This is a genomic window from Pseudomonas sp. zjy_15 (assembly GCF_043101865.1).
Taxonomy (GTDB): domain Bacteria; phylum Pseudomonadota; class Gammaproteobacteria; order Pseudomonadales; family Pseudomonadaceae; genus Aquipseudomonas; species Aquipseudomonas putida_Y.
On sequence record NZ_JBICII010000083.1, the window covers coordinates 78575 to 95062 of the forward strand.

Below are 16488 nucleotides of genomic sequence, written 5' to 3' on the forward strand. Positions count from 1 at the left end.
GCTCACACATGTACCGTACAGGCTTCAGCCTTTGATCACGTCCTGCAGGCGTGCCCACAGCCGCTGCACATCCCCCCGCTCGGTCGGCAGCGCACCAATCGAAACCCGCACCATCCACCGCCCGTCCAGTGTAGCCGGCGTCACATAAGCATCCCCGGACGCATTCAGCCGCTCAGCCCAGCCCTTGGTATGCGCATCCAGCGCCTCCCCTTCAAGCCCCGCCGGTCGATGGCGAATGCACAAGGTCTGCAGCTGTACTGGCGCCAGCACTTCCCACTCCGCCGCCGCCTCGACCTGCCCCGCCAGCCACTGGGCATTGTCCAGGTCACGCCGCAGCCGCGCCTGCAATGCGTCGACACCCTCGCTGCGCAACATGAACCACAGCTTCAACGCACGGAACCGACGGCCCAGCGGAATCCCCCAGTCGCGCAGGTTCTTCACCTCGCCATCCACCGCCGACTGCAGGTAGCTGGGATTGGTGCTCATCACCCGGATCAGGTGCTGCGGATCGCGCACGTAGTAGATCGAGCAATCGAAGGCCACACCCAGCCATTTGTGCGCGTTGACCACCACCGAATCGGCCAGCTCGATGCCATCCCACATCCAGCGGCACTCGGGCAGGATCATCGCCGAACCGGCCATGGCCGAGTCAACGTGCAACCACAGCCCATTGGCCTGGGCGATTTCGCCCACCGGGCGCAGCGGGTCGAGGGCAGTGGTCGTCGTGGTGCCGGTGGTGGCAACCACAGCGCAGGGCTGGTTGCCGGCAGCCAGGTCCTGCTCGATCGCCGCCTGCAGAGCCTCTGGGCGTAGGGCGTAGCGTTCGTCGGTGGGAATCAGGCGGATATTGTCGCGACCAAAACCTGCCAGCAGTGCAGCCTTGTCCACCGAGCTGTGAGCGTGGGCGCTGACATACACGATCAACGGCTTGGCTTCGGCCTGCAGGCCGCCGCGTACCAAGGCGTAGTCGGTGGCGCGCTCACGGGCACTGATCAGCGCCACCAGGGTGCTGGTCGAGGCGGTGTCCTGGATCACGCCACTCCATTGAGCAGAAAGGCCGAGCAACTGGCGCAGCCAGTCGAGGGTGGTTTCTTCCAGTTCGCTCAGGGCCGGGCTGGATTGCCATGACAGGCCCAGCACGCCCAGACCGGTACTGAGGAAGTCCCCCAGCACCGAGGACAGGGTGCCATTGGAAGGGAAATAGCCATAGAAGTCCGGGTGCTGCCAATGGGACAGGCCGGGCATGACCAGGTTATTGACGTCGTCGAGAATGGCCGCGAAAGGTTCGCCTTGTTGAGGGGCAGTTGCGGGCAAGGCAGCCTTGAGGTAGCCAGGCTCGACCTGGGCCATGACCGGGCGTTCGCCCACGGTCTGGCGGTAGTCGGCAATCAGGTCGATCAGTTGGTGGCCGTACTGGCGAAATTGTTCGGGGGTCACGCTAGCTCTCCTGGGGGTTATCCATTGCCTGTGCTGGCCCTTTCGCGGGTAAACCCGCTCCTACAGCCGCGAAGAAGCCGCACAATCAACACAATGCCCCCAGTCTAGGCACCTATCCCCGGCCGAATAACCCCGCTTCCCGCATAGCTGCTATGGCGAACCTGCATGCCCGCCCTGTACACCAAACTGCGACTGGCGCCACAACTCGAATACCCGGTTACGCAACCAGCGGTGCTCGGCCGAGGCCTGCAGGCGCTGGTGCCACACAACCCAGTACCGCTGGCTGTGGTCGATGAAGCCCAGTGGTCGCCAGGCCAGGTCATGCAAACGGCTCAGCTGCCGGGCGATGTGCTCGGGGACCGTGGCCACGGCCTGACTGTTGGCAATCACTTGTACCGTGGCGCAGAAGAACGGCACTTCGAGGCTGACCCGCCGCTGCAGGCCTTGTGCACGCAAGTGCCGATCGATGAAGCTGTCCTTGTCGCCACCACCCGAAATGCGCACATGCTTGTACGCCAGGTAGTCGGCCTGGCTGAGCGCGGCCTGCGCGGCCAGCGGGTGATCCTGGCGCATCAGGCATACCGCGCGGTCCTCACCCAACAGACGTCCATGCAGGTTGGGCGGCGACTCGTCGAACAAGGTGGTCGCCAGGTCGATTTCTCCGCTGGCCAGCAAGGCGTACTGGCCGGCCTGCCAGGTGCGGTACTCCAGCGACACACCTGGCGCTTCGCGCTCCAGCGCCGCCACCAGCAGCGGCAGCATGTGCTCGGCCACATAATCCGAAGCGGCCAGGCAGAACCGCCGCTCGCAACGCGCCGGGTCGAAGATGGCGGGCTGGCGCAGCGCGTGCAGTTCTTCGAGCACCTGGCGCAAAGGCTCGACCAGGGCTTCGGCGTGTTCGCTAAGCACGTAACCACGCCCTTGGCGCACCAGCAACGGATCATCGAAGGCTTCGCGCAGGTGGGCCAGCTGGCGGCTCAGGGCCGATTGGCTGACACCCAGGCGCTCGGCCGCGTGGCTGAGGTTTTTAAGCTGCAACAGGTGGTCGAGGGTGCGCAGGTGGGCGAGGCTGAGGGAGGCGAAGGTGGGGTTCATGCAGGCTCCCTGCGGTGGAATTCAAGGGCCTTCTCGCGGGCAAGCCCGCTCTCACAGGGTTCTCACATCGTTCGGCATCGTGAAAAACCTGCGGGAGCGGGCTTGCCCGCGAACAGGCCGCAACGCGGCCCCGACGATTACTCGGTCAGGCCAACATAGACGTTCTGCACGTCATCGTGCTCATCGATCGCCTCGAGAAACGCTTCGACCTCGGCCAACGCCTCAGCACTCAGGCTGGCCGCGCTTACCGGGTTTTTAGGGGTGTAGCCGATTTTCGCCGCGGTCACGGTGAAACCATGCTCCGGCAGGGCCTTCTGTACCGCGTCCAGGTCGGTGGTGTCGGTGATGAACAGGGTCGAGCCCTCTTCTTCACCTTCCTCGAAGTCCTGGGCACCGGCTTCGATCGCGGCCATTTCCGGATCAGCGTCAGCGCTCGCAGGCGTGGCTTCGATCAGGCCTACATGGTTGAAGTCCCACGCTACCGAACCGCTGGCACCCAGCTGGCCCTTGCGGAACAGCACGCGGATTTGCGCGACGGTGCGGTTGATGTTGTCGGTCAGGCACTCGACGATCAGCGGCACCTGGTGCGGGGCGAAACCTTCATAACTCACCGCGTGGTACTGCACGGCATCACCGTCCAGGCCTGCGCCCTTGCGGATTGCCCGATCCAGGGTCTCGCGGGTCATCGAAGCCTTCTTGGCTTGCACGATGGCCAGGCGCAGGCGTGGGTTCATGTCGGGATCGGCACCCGACTTGGCCGCGATCTGGATTTCCTTGGACAGCTTGCCCATGATCTTGCCTTTGGCATTGGCCGCTGTTTCTCTATGTTTGGCTTTCCACTGTGCGCCCATGTCGACTCTCTTGTTTCAGCGGCCGGTTCAGGAAGCGACCGGCCAAAAGTGGGTGCATTTTATACGCCCTCGAGCATGGGATCGACAAGAAATCTCATCAGCCTTTATCGGCCTTACCCGCCGCTGCGGCAAACCGCGCCAACCGCACGTCCAGCCTTCGCGGGCGCACACCACGATCTTCGGCCTGCTCCTTGCGGCGGATGGCATTGCGCACCATCAGCGAGCCCAGGTAGCGGATCGGCTCGGGCGGGAACAGCCCCAGCGGCCCTTTGACCAGCGGCGACCGGGTCCACGGGTTGTCCAGCCCCAGCGCCAGCGACGAAAGAATCTGCCCGCCCATGTGGCACGGGCCAACACCGCTGCCGGAATAACCGAAGCCGTAGAACACGTTGCCCTGCCCGTCCAGCCGGCCGAAGAATGGCAGGCCGGTCACCGAGCGATCCGACGGCCCGTTCCAGCTGGCCGCCAGTGGCACCTCGGCCAAGGCCGGGAAAAAGCCGCCAAGGCTTTCGCGCAGCAACCGCCGATACGGCGACGGCTGGTCGAATACCGGCAACATCCGCCCGCCATAGGCAAACGTGTTGCCGCCCTTGCCGAGCATCAGCCGGCCATCGGAGGTGTTGTGGTAGTAGTGCACGAAAATACGCGAGTCGAGCACGCTGATCCCGCTGTCCAGGCCGATCTGGCGCAGCAGCTCGGGGCACGGTTCGGTAATGACCATGTCGCTGGAAACGATCGCCACACTGCGCTCGAACTGCGGGAAGACGCGCGCCATCCAGGCATTGAGGCCCAGCACTACACGGTCGGCGCGCAGCGTGCCGTGGGCCGTGCGTACCTGCACCGGGGCGCCGTGCTCCAGGCCGGTCATGGCGGTGCCTTCGTAGAGGCGCACGCCGCGCTGCAAGGCCACCCGGCGCAGGCCGCGCACCAGTTTGCCCGGCTGCACAGTGGCGGCGGCCGGCGAGAACCAGCCTTCCAGATGCCGTGCCGAACCGGCCAGGCGCTGCACCTGCTCCAGCGGCAAGCGGCGGAACGAGTTGATGCCCTTGTGCTCCAGCGCGGCGATCACCGCGTCGGTGGCACCGACCTGGGCTGCGTTGGTGGCCGTGTACAGCGTGCCGTCCAGACGGAAGTCGCAGTCGATGCCATTGGCCGTGCAGAACACACCGATGTCTGCGATGCTGCGCTCCGACTCGCGCACCAGCCGCACCGCCTCCTCCCCCCCGAACAGGCGTTCGAGGGTGAAGTACTTGGCCGACCAGGACAACGCACACCCGCCATTGCGGCCGCTGGCACCGGCACCGCAGATGTCGGCCTCGATCAGCACCACATCCAGGGCCGGTACCGCCTCCTTGAGCATCAGCGCCGTCCACAGGCCGGTGTAGCCGCCGCCGACAATGCACACATCGCAACGGGTATCGCCTTGCAGCGGCGGGCATACCGCCTCCTGCGCCGAATCCAGGGCCTGTTGCAGCCAGAAGGGTCTCATTCGCTCGCTTTCCTTTAAGTACGCATTGGCTTGATTGCCATGCTGGTGTTCGGTGCCACGTCGGTGCCTTGCGGGCTGATGGCCGGCCGGCTGTTCCAGTGCGGCAGCAACACCAGCGCCGAGAACAGCGCGCAGCCAGCGAACACGATGAACACCGTGACGCCGTCGAAATAACCCGGCAGCAACCCGCCCAGTACCGCGCCCACCGACCCACAACCGTTGACGAAACCTGCTGCGGTGGCGCCGGCCTTGGCGGTGCCGAAGTCGATGGCTGCAGCGCCGCTGATCATCGAGTCCGGCCCGTACAGGGTCAGGCCCATAACGAACAGCAGGGCCACCACCAGCAGCACGCTGCCGGTGTGCATGGCCGCCATGAACAACGCCAGTGTCACGGTCAGCAGCACCAGGCTGATCACGCAGGCCGGCATGCGCCGGGCGCCAAACAATTTGTCCGAGGCCAGGCCAATCATGATCGGGCCAAGCAGCCCGGCCAGTTCGAAAGCAGTCGGGATGATTGCCGCGCCCACTTTGCCCACCGAGGGCATCTGCTCGAAGACGATCACAGGGCCCCACAGCAAGATGGCGTAGCGCGCCGGCTTCAGCAGGAAGTACGCCAGGCCCAGGGTCAACACCGTGCGGTTGCGCAGGATTTCCCGCAGTGGCGCCCAAACGCTGCACAGGTTGTCGGCCGGGGCCATGCTTTGCGGCTCGGGCTCAACCGCCGGCAAGCCGACGTCCTCGGGTTTGTTGCGCTGCAGGAAGAAGAACAGCACCGCCACCAGCGCCACCACGACCGCGCTGGAGAAGAACGCCGCATGCCAGGTACCCACCAGGGTGTAGGCCCACCAGCCCGCGAACGGCGAGGCCACCAGGCCGCCGAAGGCATAGCAGGAACTCCACAGGCCCAGCACCCGTCCGCGCTGCGAAGCCGGGAAGAAGCTGCCGATGTTCTTGCACAAGCCGGCCCAGCCGGTGGATTGCGCCAGGCCCTGTACCAGCATGCAGGTAGCGAAGATCGGGAAAGTTGCGTAACTGCCCATCACGACTGCCGCCGCCGCAGAAATCAGCAACCCGCCCAACACGACCACGCGCGGGCCAAAGCGGTCGGCAAGCATGCCCCAGGTGAATTGGCCCACGGCATAGGCGGCCAGGTAGATGGCGTCCAGGTTGGCCATGGCGGCCTTGTCGAGCATGAAGCCTGGGTCTTCGGCGATGCCCAGCTTGGCCACCGAGAAGGCTTTGCGGGTGAAGTAGAAGGCGGCGTAGGCCAGCCAGGTGATGGCGAAAATCTGGATACGCCAGCGTTTGAACGCGGCTAGGGAATGATTCATGTAAGTCTGACCTCTTGCTCAAGTGTGCCGGCAGAATGTGAAGAAACGCCTGTCTTGTTCTTGTGTTACGCACAGCGATGACGAGGCTGTCATCGGGTCAGGTGGCGCCGAGTAGGCACCATCGCCCTGGCGGCATTCGTGGTGCCAGCGTCGGGCTGAAATACATGGAAACAGTTGCTGTAAGATAAATAAAATCGATTTATCGTATTACACAAATAAGCTCAGCTTGTTACTGAGGTCGTCATGTCGGTTTCCCACGCCCAACTCAAGGCTTTCCACGCGGTGGCCGTCCACGGCAGCTTTACCCGCGCTGCGGAAAAGCTGTTTCTTACCCAGCCTGCGGTGTCCGACCAGGTGCGCAAACTGGAGGAGCGCTTCGGCGTCTTGCTGTTCCACCGCAACAAACGCTCGGTGCAGCTCACCGACCTTGGCGAGCGGCTGCTGGGCATCAGCCAGCGCCTGTTCGCCTGCGAGGCCGAAGCCCAGGAACTGCTGCACGACTCGCGTGCGCTGCAGACCGGCAGCCTGGTGCTGGCAGTGGATGCGCCGGTGCACGTACTGCCGCAGATCGCCCGCTTCTGCCAGCGCTATCCGGGGATCCAGGTGAAGATCGAAACGGGCAATACCGACGAATCGCTGGCGCGGCTGTTCAGCTATCAGGCCGACCTGGCCCTGCTGGGCCGGGATGTCGACGATGAGCGCCTGCATTGCCTGCCGCTGCGTCGTGACCCGATGGTGGCGTTCGTTTCCCACCACCACCCATGGGCTAGCCGCGGCTCGATCAGCCTGGCCGACCTCGATGACACGCCACTGGTGCTGCGCGAGCCCGGCTCGGTGACGCGGCAGACGCTGGAGGAAGAAATGCAACGCGCCGGGTTGCGGATACGCGCAGCGATCCAGGTGGAGGGCCGGGAAGCGGCGCGAGAGGCGGTGGTGGTAGGCATTGGTGTGGGCGTGGTATCGGCGGCAGAGTTTGGTGCCGATGCACGAGTGTGTGCGTTGCCGATAGTGGATTGCCAGCGGCATTTGACCGAGACCCTGGTGTGCCTGAGCGAGCAGCGTACGCGCCGGGTGGTGGCGACTTTCCTGCAGATGGTCGAGGAAGGGGTGTAGCACTGTGCTGGCCTGTTCGCGGGCTCGCCCGCTCCCACAGGTCCTGCACAGCATCCGGAACCTGTGTCGTTTTAGGAGCGGGCGAGCCCGCGAAGGGGCCAGATCAGGCAACCCAACTATGCTGGGATAACCCCAATCCAGGCACCCAACCCATGCTCTACCGCCTTGCCGCCGACACCCTGGTGCTGCTGCACCTGGCCTTCATCCTGCTGGTGCTGTTCGGCGGGCTGCTGGTGCTGCGCTGGCGCCCTGCCCTGTTGCTGCACCTGCCGGTCCTGGCCTGGGGCCTGGCGGTGGAGTGCCTGCACCTGGGCTGCCCGCTGACCACTTGGGAAAACCACATGCGCAATGCCGCCGGTGACGCAGGTTACCAGGGCAGCTTCGTCGAGCACTACGTCTGGCCACTGATCTACCCCGCCGGCCTGACCCCGCAGATCCAGCTGTTGCTGGGCACCCTCGTACTGGCGCTGAACCTCGGCATCTACAGCTACGTGGCCTGGCGCTGGCGCCGCCCTAGCGGGTAGCGATCACGAACAACCGCGGGAAGGGCAACAGGACCTTGCCATCAGAGGCCGGCGGATAATCGCGCTGCATGGCCTGCAGGTACATCTGCAGGAAGTCGGCCTGCTCCTGCTCATCCAGCCTGGCCAGATAAGGCCGCAGCGCCGACCCCTTGAACCATTCCACTACCGCTTCGGCGCCCCCCATCAACGGGTGATGATAGGTGGTACGCCATACGTCCACCCGTGCGCACAGCGGGCTGAGCAAGTCATAGTAGAACGCCGCGTTGTGCCGGGGCGGCAGCTGCAAGTCGGCGAACTTCGCCGCCCAGGGGCCTTGGCTTGCGATCTCGCGCAACTGCCGGTGGGCTGGTTCGTCGAGGTTGTCCGGGGTCTGCACGGCCAGGCTGGCGCCTTCGCTGAGCTGGCGCACCAGGTGCGGATACAGCAAGGCGTGGTCAGGTACCCATTGCAACGAGGCGTTGGCCAGGATCAGGTCCTGCGGCTCGGGGGCAGTCCAGCCAGCAATGTCGGCAATGACCGTGCGCACACGCGGGATGCACAGCCGCTTGCGCTCACGGGCCTTGTCGATCATGTCAGGGTCGCTGTCCAGTGCCGTCACCTGGGCGTCAGGGTAACGTTGCAGCAGCACCTCGGTCGAGTTGCCGGGGCCGCACCCCAAGTCAGTGGCGTGGCGCACCGGCCGTGGCGGGATGGCGGCAATCAGGTCGCGTACGGCGCGCGTGCGTTCGTCTTCGAACAGGGAATACTGAGTGGCGGACCAGGCCATGTGCGGCTCCTTTGGGCAGGCTATGTGCCTAGCATATGCCATCTGTCGCCCGGAGGGACGGTTGCAAAAGGATTACCCCGGAACTGATCACCTATGCTTGGAGTCAGTCCTTCCATGCGCACGCCCATGAAGACCTACATCGCCCTCACCATCCTGGCCCTGATCGCCGCCGCCGCCCTGCTCGGCTCACCGTGGATGAACCAGCGCTTCCACATGCCCGCAGAAAAAGCCCAGGCCCAACAACGCGAAACGGCCGGGTCCCCAAGGGAGCCGGCCGTTTCCAGACGCGAGTAACGCTTAGTGCTGCTTGCTACCAGAGCGGATCTGGTGCACCACACCCATCGCCACCACGACCGCCGCAGCGATACCGGTGGAAATGACCAGAATCTGGTAGTCAGGCATGAAGGCCATGGTGACCAGGGCAGCCACGATGAACGCGATCACCAGGTAGGTCAGCCATGGGAACAGCCACATCTTCAGGCGTACTTCCTTGCCCTCGGCAATCAGCTTGCGGCGCATGCGCAGTTGCGAGAAGGCGATGACCAGGTACACCAGCAGGGCGATCATGCCGGTGGTGTTCATCAGGGTGTCCAGCACGTCTTTCGGGCGCAGGGTCTCGCTGAAGTTGATCAACGCACACACCACGGCCACGGCGCACGAACCCATGATCGCGTACACCGGTACACCGGTACCGGCGCGGGTGATCTTGAAGAACGACGGCGCGTCACCACGCTGGGCCAGGGAGAACAGCATGCGCGATGCGGTGTAATGGCCAGAGATCAGGCAGCTGCTCACCGAAGTCAGCACCACGAAGTTCATCAGCAGCTCGGCATACGGCACGCCCAGCAGTTCCAGGGTACGGCGGTAAGCGCCATAGCCAGAAACACCCAGGTGCGGGTCGTTCCACGGTACCAGGCAGACGATCAGGAAGATCGAACCGACGTAGAACAGGCACACACGCCAGACCACCGAGTTGGTCGCCTTGACGATCTGCGCGGCCGGGTCCTTGGCTTCGGAAGCGGCGATGGTGACGATTTCGGCGCCGAGGAAGGCGAACATCACCCCGAGCAAGGCACCGATCACGGTGGTGATGCCATTGGGCATGAAGCCTTCGGCGGTGAGGTGGCTGATGCCACGCACTTCACCGAACTGCCAGATGTTCATCACGGCAGCCGTACACACGATCAGGAAGCAGACGATCGCAATCACCTTGATCAAGGCGAACCAGAACTCGAACTCACCGTAGTGCTTGACGTTGAAGAAGTTGACGGTGATCAGCAACAGGGTCGTGGCCAGCACGAACACGTTGACGCTAACGTCGGGGAAGAAGCCATGCAGGATCTTGCCCGCCACATAGGCTTCCCAGGCCATGAGGATGACCCAGTACCACCAGTACAGCCAGCCGATGGTAAAACCGGCCCAACGGCCAATGGCACGGTCGGCGTAGGTCGAGAACGAGCCGGTGTCAGGCGAGGAAGTCGCCATTTCACCCAGCATGCGCATGATCAGCACCACCAGGATGCCGCCTGCCAGGTAGGCCAGGACAGCGGCTGGGCCGGCACTGTGGATCACGCTGCCGGAACCGACAAACAAGGCGCCGCCAATAACCCCGGCGATAGACATCATCGTCAGGTGGCGCGACTTCAGCGAGGCACTGAGCTTGCTCTCATGCCCGCTTTTCGCGGTGGTGGTTGTGGATGTTGCGTCCATCAGTTGTGTACCCCGTGCTTCTTTTTATCCAAGGAAAACTGTGAAACCCCGATGGCTGGCGATTTCACCTGTACATCAGTGCTAATGCGGGCAGGATGGTGTGAACGAACACACGCAGACCTTCCATGGCGGCCTGCTGACGCGCCCCAGGACGACTGCCTGAGGCGAACTGAACATGCTTTATGTGGCGATATCCGACACCTAATGTAAAAATGTCCGACGCAGAGAGCCATGCACAGTGGCATGAATCTCGCACTGCACTGTATAGGTCGCCCATGCAGTACACCCTGCAGACGCCAGGCGATACGCACCCTGAAGGCCCCGAATGTTCGAATTACATCCAGACTCCTCTACCCCGCTGGTCAACCAGATCATCGATGGGCTGCGCGAGCTGATCGACAACCAAACCCTCAAGCCAGGCGCCAAGGTCCCGTCGATCCGCGCCTTTGCCGCAAGCTATTCGGTGAGTACCTTCACCGTGGTCGAAGCCTACGACCGCCTTGTCGCCCAAGGGCTGCTGGTGAGCCGTGGCAATGCGGGGTTCTTCGTCAACCGTGCGGCGGGCGACCTGTTGGAGCAGCACAACGCCGAGGCCGACACCAGTCGACCAATGTTCAACTCCGAGTGGTACCTGCAGCAGATCTTCGAAATCCGCCAGTTGCCGTATAAGCCGGGGTGCGGCTGGCTGCCCAACGACTGGATGTACGAAGACGGCCTGCGCCGCGGCCTGCGCCAGGTGGCCGGCAGCCCGCTGGAGTTGTCGGGGTACGGCGACCCCATGGGCCTGATGGAGTTGCGTGCGCTGACCGCCCAGAACCTGCAGCAAGAGCTGTCGATCGTCGCCAACCCGGCACAACTGATGCTCACCCACGGCGCCAGCCAGGCCCTGGACCTGGCCGCACGCACACTGGTACGCCCAGGCGATGTGGTGCTGGTGGACGACCCCGGCTACCCGAACCTCATGAGCATCCTGCGGACCCAAGGCGCAACCCTGGTAGGCGTACCCCGTACACCGGCCGGCTACGACCTGAACCAGCTGGAGCAATTGCTCACCCACCACCGCCCGACGGCGTTCTTCACCCAGCCGCACCTGCACAGCCCGACATGCTCGCGCACCCCGCTACCGCAGTTGCACCGCCTGCTGCAGCTTGCCAGCCAGCATGGCTTCCGCCTGGTGGAGAACAACCTGTACGCCGACATGGTCGCCGAGCCACAGCCATGCCTGGCCAGCCTCGACCATCTGCAGCAGGTGGTGTACGTGGGCAGCTACTCCAAGAGCATTTCGCCCAACGTGCGGGTCGGCTACATGCTGGCCAATCCCGAGCTGATGCAAAAACTGCTGCACCTGAAAATGCGCTCAGGCCTGACCACCTCGCAGGTGATGGAGCGCGTGGTGTATGCGGCGATCATCGACGGGCGCTGGCGCAAGCACCTCAAGCGCCTGCGCCAGCGCCTGGCCGAGGCGCATCAGGAAGTTGGCCGGCACCTGCATCGACTGGGCTTTGAACTGTTCACCGAATCGGATGAAGGCATGTACATCTGGACCCGCCATCCGGCGATTCCCGACAGTGCAGCGTTGCTGGACGATGCGCTGGAGAAAGGCATCATGCTTGGGCCTGGGCAGTTGTTCATGGTCGACGCCAAGGCGACCGGGTGGATGCGGTTCAACGTGGCGTTCAGTACGGACCCGGCGATGTGGGAGTTGTTGGAGAAGGTGCTGGTGAAGCATGTGCGCCGGAGTGGGATGTAAGGCCGCTCCGCATCTGTTTCGGGCCACACCTTCCTGTGGGGGCGCCGCTGTCACGGGGCAGGCCCAACCTGGCTTTTTTACCAGTAGCGCATGACGCTTGAATCAGATAAAGGACTCCATTACTACCGGACAACAAAGGAATGGACCCCTGAAATGTTATATCTATATAGCAATGATGAGATCACCACCACCCTGCAAGACAGCGGTGCATCTTCGATTCTGCGAGCTAACGTTCATGCTCTATTCTCTGCACATAAACAATCGGGCAACGAACGTACAGAATTGCTAGCGTGTGACGTGAAAGGCTCGACCTTGATGCTATTGACCATCAACAGCACGGCACCGGTAGTTTTCAATCCATGGGGATATTCTCATGCCGCTGGGGGCATGCTTGCGGGATTCAAGGGAGAGTACTGCGACCCTGTTACCTCATATTACTTATTAGGTAACGGCTATCGCGGCTACAACCCAATGCTGATGAGATTCGCAGGCCCTGATTCTGTGAGCCCATTCGGAGCTGGTGGTATCAACTGCTACGCCTACCTGGCGGGGGACCCTGTAAATGCCTCTGATCCGACGGGGCATATGCGCGGCAAGGTTCTGCTGAGGGAGAACAACTTGGCGGTATTTACGTCCAGAAAACGATTCTGGCAAAAGAAAGCGCTCAATATCTATGCGCACGGAAAAAACTCCAAGGTCGCCGGAATGGATGCAGATGCACTCTACGAACACCTGTCCACCCAAAAAATCAGCTTTGAGCGCTACGAAAAAATACACATAATCGCTTGTCACTCTGGAGAACCTGGACCAGACGGGCAACTGTCGTTCGGCCAACGTTTTTCAGATATAACCCGAACAATCGTAAAAGCGTATAGCGGAACCGTCAGCACGATACCCAAGCCACAACAAGACAAACAATACACAAGAATCAAAATCTTGCGACAAAACATCTATAAAACCAAAGACTTCAATTACACCCCTGTCAGGTTTCAACCTATGGTTGAACAGGCCTCAGGCATTCGGAGTCGCACGTAATACACCTGCAAGGCGGCCCTTTCTGTCAGGGTAGGTATGGCCCCCCATGAGGACATCAAAGAGGCGAAGAACTGGACACAATGATGGCCAATTAGTAGCATCCGATCCAACTGAACATTACGGACAATCTCAGTCATGGATCGAACTACCGGGGTCATTCGACGCCCTATTCATCAGCCCATCCGACCCTTGATCACCTGGGAAGAAGCATGGAAAGGGCCCGACGAGGGCTTGATCCGGTGCTGGGAGATTGGCCGGGAGCGGGCCCTGACTCAGCCAGAACTTGCTCGCCACTGTGTCGACGGCGCACTCCCGGTGCTAGGTTGGAAAGGTGGACATGATCGCGCCTTGAAAAAACCGATGAAGTACGGTTCGCTCAAGTATCTGGCGCAATGGCAGGGCCTTCGCGGCGAAGATCTGTTCATCGATACACGAACAGAGCTCACCTTGACCTGCAATCACACCGGCATGCTGACCACCTTCACAGCGGACCAAGAAAAATACGCCAACGCTTTAATCCTGACGGAATAGAAACGAGGGACAGGGAATGGTCGATCTTCACCAGGAATTTCAGAACAGCCGCTTTTTTCACGAAGCGCGGATCACGCAGCGCTCGGTTGATGGGTTGATTGGAATCGCTGCGGGCCTGACTGCCGACAATCAGGTCAATCAACAAGAAGCCGAGTTCCTCAAAGGATGGATGGAGCAGCAACTCGTTCATCTTGAGGATCCGGTCATCAATTTGTTGTACCGGCGCCTGAGCGACATGCTCAAGGACAATATGCTGGATGCTGCTGAGTCGGCTGAGCTGCTTGAGCTATTGCAGCAGCTCACCGGCAAGCCGCGCTGCAGCGACAACCCATTCTCTTCACCCACGTCACTGCCACTCAATAGCCCCGAACCCAAACTGGAGTGGGCAGGCCGCATGTTCCTGTTTACCGGCACAATGGCTTACGGGCCTCGCAAAGCATGCGAAGCACTGGTAGTCGAACGTGGGGGTTCAATCGCCGCAGGGGTGAGCAAGAAGATCCACTATCTGGTCATTGGCAGTATTGGCAACGAGCAGTGGCTGCACAGCAGTTATGGCACGAAGATCAAGAAAGCAGTGGAAATCAGGGAAGCAGGTGCGAACATTGCGATCGTAAGCGAGGCGCATTGGCAGCGCGCGGCGTTTGGTTGATGACCATGATGGCGTTCACCGCTTCTGAGCAGATCGATAGACCTCGCTAAGCTCGCACTTGCCAACCGATACCATCACTACAACGATACGCTCGTCTTCGACGCGATAGACGAGGCCTTTGTGGGACATCGCCCAGCCCCTTTGACTGCGCAGTCGCGCAGAAAACTCAGCGCGCAAGCGGTCCGCGTGCCATGTGGGAGCGGGCCCTTGTGGGATTGGTAGTTGTGGCAAGAGAGTGACACGCCTCGAGCCAAGAGCACGCCCGAGAACTTGGATCCCATTCCGGGAAAAGGTATGCTGGCAATAGCTAAACGCCACTATCCAAGCAGGCTTCGTGCCTGCTCTCAAGGACGAGCCCTTTGCCCAGCCACCCGACCCGCCATACTATCGCCCGCCAGTGGCAACTGCTCAAGTTACTGCCCGGCCGCCACCCGGGAATGAGCTCCACCCAGTTGCAGGCTGCCCTGACAACCGTGGGCCATACCACCAGCAAACGCACCGTCGAGCGCGACCTGGTCGAGCTCGCCGCACTGTTCCCGCTACAGTGCAACAGTAAAGGCATGCCTTATGGCTGGTACTGGCAACCGGGCTTGAGCCTGAGCGAAGCGCAGCAGCTGCAACCCGACGCACTTGCGCCCCCGACACACGTTGTATTGTGTGCCTGGGTCGATGACGCACTGGCTCGCCGCCTGGAACAGTCACCCCTGTCCGACGATATGCAACTGACGCCGCAGGCTAGCGGCGGCGCCGCGCTGGTGGCCACCGTCAACGACAACCGCGCGCTGATGGGCTGGCTGCTGTCCCAGGCGGGGTCGATCCGCATCCAGGCCCCGCAGGCGCTGCGCGGGGCCATGATAGAACAATTGCGCCAGAGCCTGGCGCTGCATGATGGAGAGAGCTGTAAGGAATAGCGCAAACGGCGTCAGTAGGTTCCGGGAAACGCCACGGCATCGCCAAAACGCGACGCCGGAATGGCTCAGGTCGTTTTACCGCGGGTCACGACGTGCCAGGCAGGCATAGGCCAAGCCCAGTACGCTGGCTGCCAGAATGCCAAGCAGTATCATCAGCTCACGGCTGTAACGGGCTACCATGGCCGGAAAACCGATGACCTCGCGGTACACCTGCACATGGGCTTCACCGTCGGCGTGGCTGATACTGACCCCGCCATGGCGGATCTGCGAGTAGTCGGCATCGAAATACACCCACACCTTGCAGGTGCCACCTGGCTCGATGGCCGGGATATCAACCTGGGCGATGGCGGTTTCCAGCAGCGTGTCGTTGCCGGCAGCATCGCGCACCTGCACCAGGCCCTTGGCTGGCAGGCGGATTTTCACCTGCCGGACCTGTGCATCACCACTGTTGTGCAGTTCGATCAGCAGGCCGGTACGGTGGTCGACCAGCCCGGCCTCGAAAGGCTTGGCGAACAAATGAGCATAAGGTGCCTGTGCCATTTCGATGAGCCGCTCGACCTGATCATGGCTCAGCTGGCCTTGAGCGATACCGTTGATTTGCCCCTGCAACTGCTCGTACTTCAGCTGCTCGCTGGCCTTGCTGATTCGCTCGCTGAACTGGCTGGGGTAAGTGAGGTAGGCATAGGTCAGTGACGCCTCAAGGCGTGGATTGCCCCTGAGCAACGCGTAGGCGGCCAACAGGACCATCAGGCCGATCAGCACGGCGACGAGAAGCTTCCCCACCTTGTCCCAGCTCAATGCATGCTTCCTTCTGTCGTGTTACAGACGATAAAAACCGCCCAAGGGTGCCAAGTTCGCGCCCCCCAAGCAAGCCTGGCTAGGCTTCGCCCTCGCCTTCGCGCGACTGACGCATCTGCAGCAACTGGCCGTCGATCAGTGACTTGGCCATCCCTGCCAGGTAGTACGTGGCCTTCATCATCACCTGGCGGTCGTCTGGCCTGTCGATGGCCTTGCGGGTGATTTCGGTGATACAGCCCATGATGCCCGATGCCTCCATCAGTGCGGTGCGTATTGGCAGTTGCGGTTTCATTTGCACCAGTTCGGCATCGCTATTGCCAAAGCGGCTCGCTGCACGCACGACAGTGGGCTTGCTGCTGTTTTTCAGCGTTTCGCTGTCCATGTCCATTCCTCAAGGTTAGGCGCGTGCCGAGGCTAGGCCGCTGCCAGCCCCATTTCAACGACAAAGGCGTGGAAAGGGTCACTTTAGGAAATGGACTACAAGAACCCTGCACAGGG

At 62.1% G+C, this 16488-nt stretch carries 17 protein-coding genes; 8 read left to right on the forward strand and 9 right to left on the reverse strand.

Features of this window, described 5'->3' with window-relative positions:
* Positions 1 to 24: 24 nt before the first annotated feature.
* The 5 genes from ACF8EF_RS15045 to ACF8EF_RS15065 form a co-directional block, all read right to left on the reverse strand.
* On the reverse strand, positions 25 to 1437 hold the full coding sequence (locus ACF8EF_RS15045) for a DOPA decarboxylase (protein ID WP_176684673.1): 1413 nt from the start codon (positions 1435 to 1437) through the stop codon (positions 25 to 27).
* 150 nt (positions 1438 to 1587) lie between these two features.
* Positions 1588 to 2532, reverse strand: a complete 945-nt coding sequence (locus tag ACF8EF_RS15050; protein WP_129931941.1) for a LysR family transcriptional regulator — start codon at positions 2530 to 2532, stop codon at positions 1588 to 1590.
* 137 nt (positions 2533 to 2669) lie between these two features.
* Positions 2670 to 3383 (reverse strand): YebC/PmpR family DNA-binding transcriptional regulator, encoded by a 714-nt coding sequence (locus ACF8EF_RS15055; protein ID WP_004575404.1) that lies wholly within the window; start codon positions 3381 to 3383, stop codon positions 2670 to 2672.
* Positions 3384 to 3480: 97 nt separating this feature from the next.
* Positions 3481 to 4872, reverse strand: coding sequence for an FAD-dependent oxidoreductase (locus ACF8EF_RS15060; protein WP_176684674.1), 1392 nt, complete (start codon positions 4870 to 4872; stop codon positions 3481 to 3483).
* 14 nt (positions 4873 to 4886) lie between these two features.
* A complete protein-coding gene (locus tag ACF8EF_RS15065) occupies positions 4887 to 6203 on the reverse strand; it encodes an MFS transporter (protein WP_392462226.1) in 1317 nt (438 codons plus the stop codon).
* A gap of 243 nt (positions 6204 to 6446) precedes the next feature.
* Here ACF8EF_RS15065 and ACF8EF_RS15070 point away from each other — a divergent pair, with 243 nt between their 5' ends.
* On the forward strand, positions 6447 to 7316 hold the full coding sequence (locus tag ACF8EF_RS15070) for a LysR substrate-binding domain-containing protein (protein ID WP_020193277.1): 870 nt from the start codon (positions 6447 to 6449) through the stop codon (positions 7314 to 7316).
* A 152-nt stretch (positions 7317 to 7468) separates the two neighbouring features.
* On the forward strand, positions 7469 to 7840 hold the full coding sequence (locus tag ACF8EF_RS15075; RefSeq protein WP_209965292.1) for a DUF2784 domain-containing protein: 372 nt from the start codon (positions 7469 to 7471) through the stop codon (positions 7838 to 7840).
* Here the strand turns inward: ACF8EF_RS15075 and tam are convergent.
* The gene (tam, locus tag ACF8EF_RS15080) at positions 7830 to 8606 is read right to left on the reverse strand and encodes a trans-aconitate 2-methyltransferase (RefSeq protein ID WP_021783153.1); all 777 of its coding nucleotides are present in this window, start codon (positions 8604 to 8606) and stop codon (positions 7830 to 7832) included. The genes ACF8EF_RS15075 and tam overlap by 11 nt on opposite strands.
* A 114-nt stretch (positions 8607 to 8720) precedes the next feature.
* Between tam and ACF8EF_RS15085 the strand changes: the two genes are divergently transcribed.
* Positions 8721 to 8900: a hypothetical protein gene (locus ACF8EF_RS15085; RefSeq protein WP_392462228.1), complete on the forward strand. Its 180-nt coding sequence runs from the start codon at positions 8721 to 8723 to the stop codon at positions 8898 to 8900.
* A 3-nt stretch (positions 8901 to 8903) separates the two neighbouring features.
* Here ACF8EF_RS15085 and ACF8EF_RS15090 read toward each other — a convergent pair whose 3' ends face one another.
* On the reverse strand, positions 8904 to 10316 hold the full coding sequence (locus ACF8EF_RS15090) for an amino acid permease (protein ID WP_004575400.1): 1413 nt from the start codon (positions 10314 to 10316) through the stop codon (positions 8904 to 8906).
* A 325-nt stretch (positions 10317 to 10641) separates the two neighbouring features.
* Between ACF8EF_RS15090 and ACF8EF_RS15095 the strand changes: the two genes are divergently transcribed.
* From ACF8EF_RS15095 to ACF8EF_RS15115, 5 genes are all read left to right on the forward strand, one after another.
* Positions 10642 to 12066: a PLP-dependent aminotransferase family protein gene (locus ACF8EF_RS15095; RefSeq protein ID WP_176684677.1), complete on the forward strand. Its 1425-nt coding sequence runs from the start codon at positions 10642 to 10644 to the stop codon at positions 12064 to 12066.
* A 90-nt stretch (positions 12067 to 12156) separates the two neighbouring features.
* Complete coding sequence (locus ACF8EF_RS15100) at positions 12157 to 13101, forward strand: RHS repeat-associated core domain-containing protein (RefSeq protein WP_392462230.1); 945 nt, start codon at positions 12157 to 12159, stop codon at positions 13099 to 13101.
* Between the two features lie 135 nt (positions 13102 to 13236).
* Entirely contained in the window at positions 13237 to 13632 is a 396-nt protein-coding gene (locus ACF8EF_RS15105) for a hypothetical protein (protein ID WP_176684678.1), read from the forward strand.
* A 16-nt stretch (positions 13633 to 13648) separates the two neighbouring features.
* On the forward strand, positions 13649 to 14281 hold the full coding sequence (locus ACF8EF_RS15110) for a BRCT domain-containing protein (RefSeq protein ID WP_176684679.1): 633 nt from the start codon (positions 13649 to 13651) through the stop codon (positions 14279 to 14281).
* Between the two features lie 359 nt (positions 14282 to 14640).
* On the forward strand, positions 14641 to 15192 hold the full coding sequence (locus tag ACF8EF_RS15115; protein ID WP_392462231.1) for a WYL domain-containing protein: 552 nt from the start codon (positions 14641 to 14643) through the stop codon (positions 15190 to 15192).
* A gap of 75 nt (positions 15193 to 15267) precedes the next feature.
* Here ACF8EF_RS15115 and ACF8EF_RS15120 read toward each other — a convergent pair whose 3' ends face one another.
* Positions 15268 to 15990 carry a hypothetical protein gene (locus ACF8EF_RS15120; RefSeq protein ID WP_209965283.1) on the reverse strand — a complete coding sequence of 241 codons (723 nt, stop codon included), beginning with the start codon at positions 15988 to 15990 and terminating at the stop codon, positions 15268 to 15270.
* 79 nt (positions 15991 to 16069) lie between these two features.
* Positions 16070 to 16372, reverse strand: a complete 303-nt coding sequence (locus ACF8EF_RS15125) for a DUF3077 domain-containing protein (protein ID WP_392462233.1) — start codon at positions 16370 to 16372, stop codon at positions 16070 to 16072.
* Positions 16373 to 16488 lie beyond the last annotated feature (116 nt).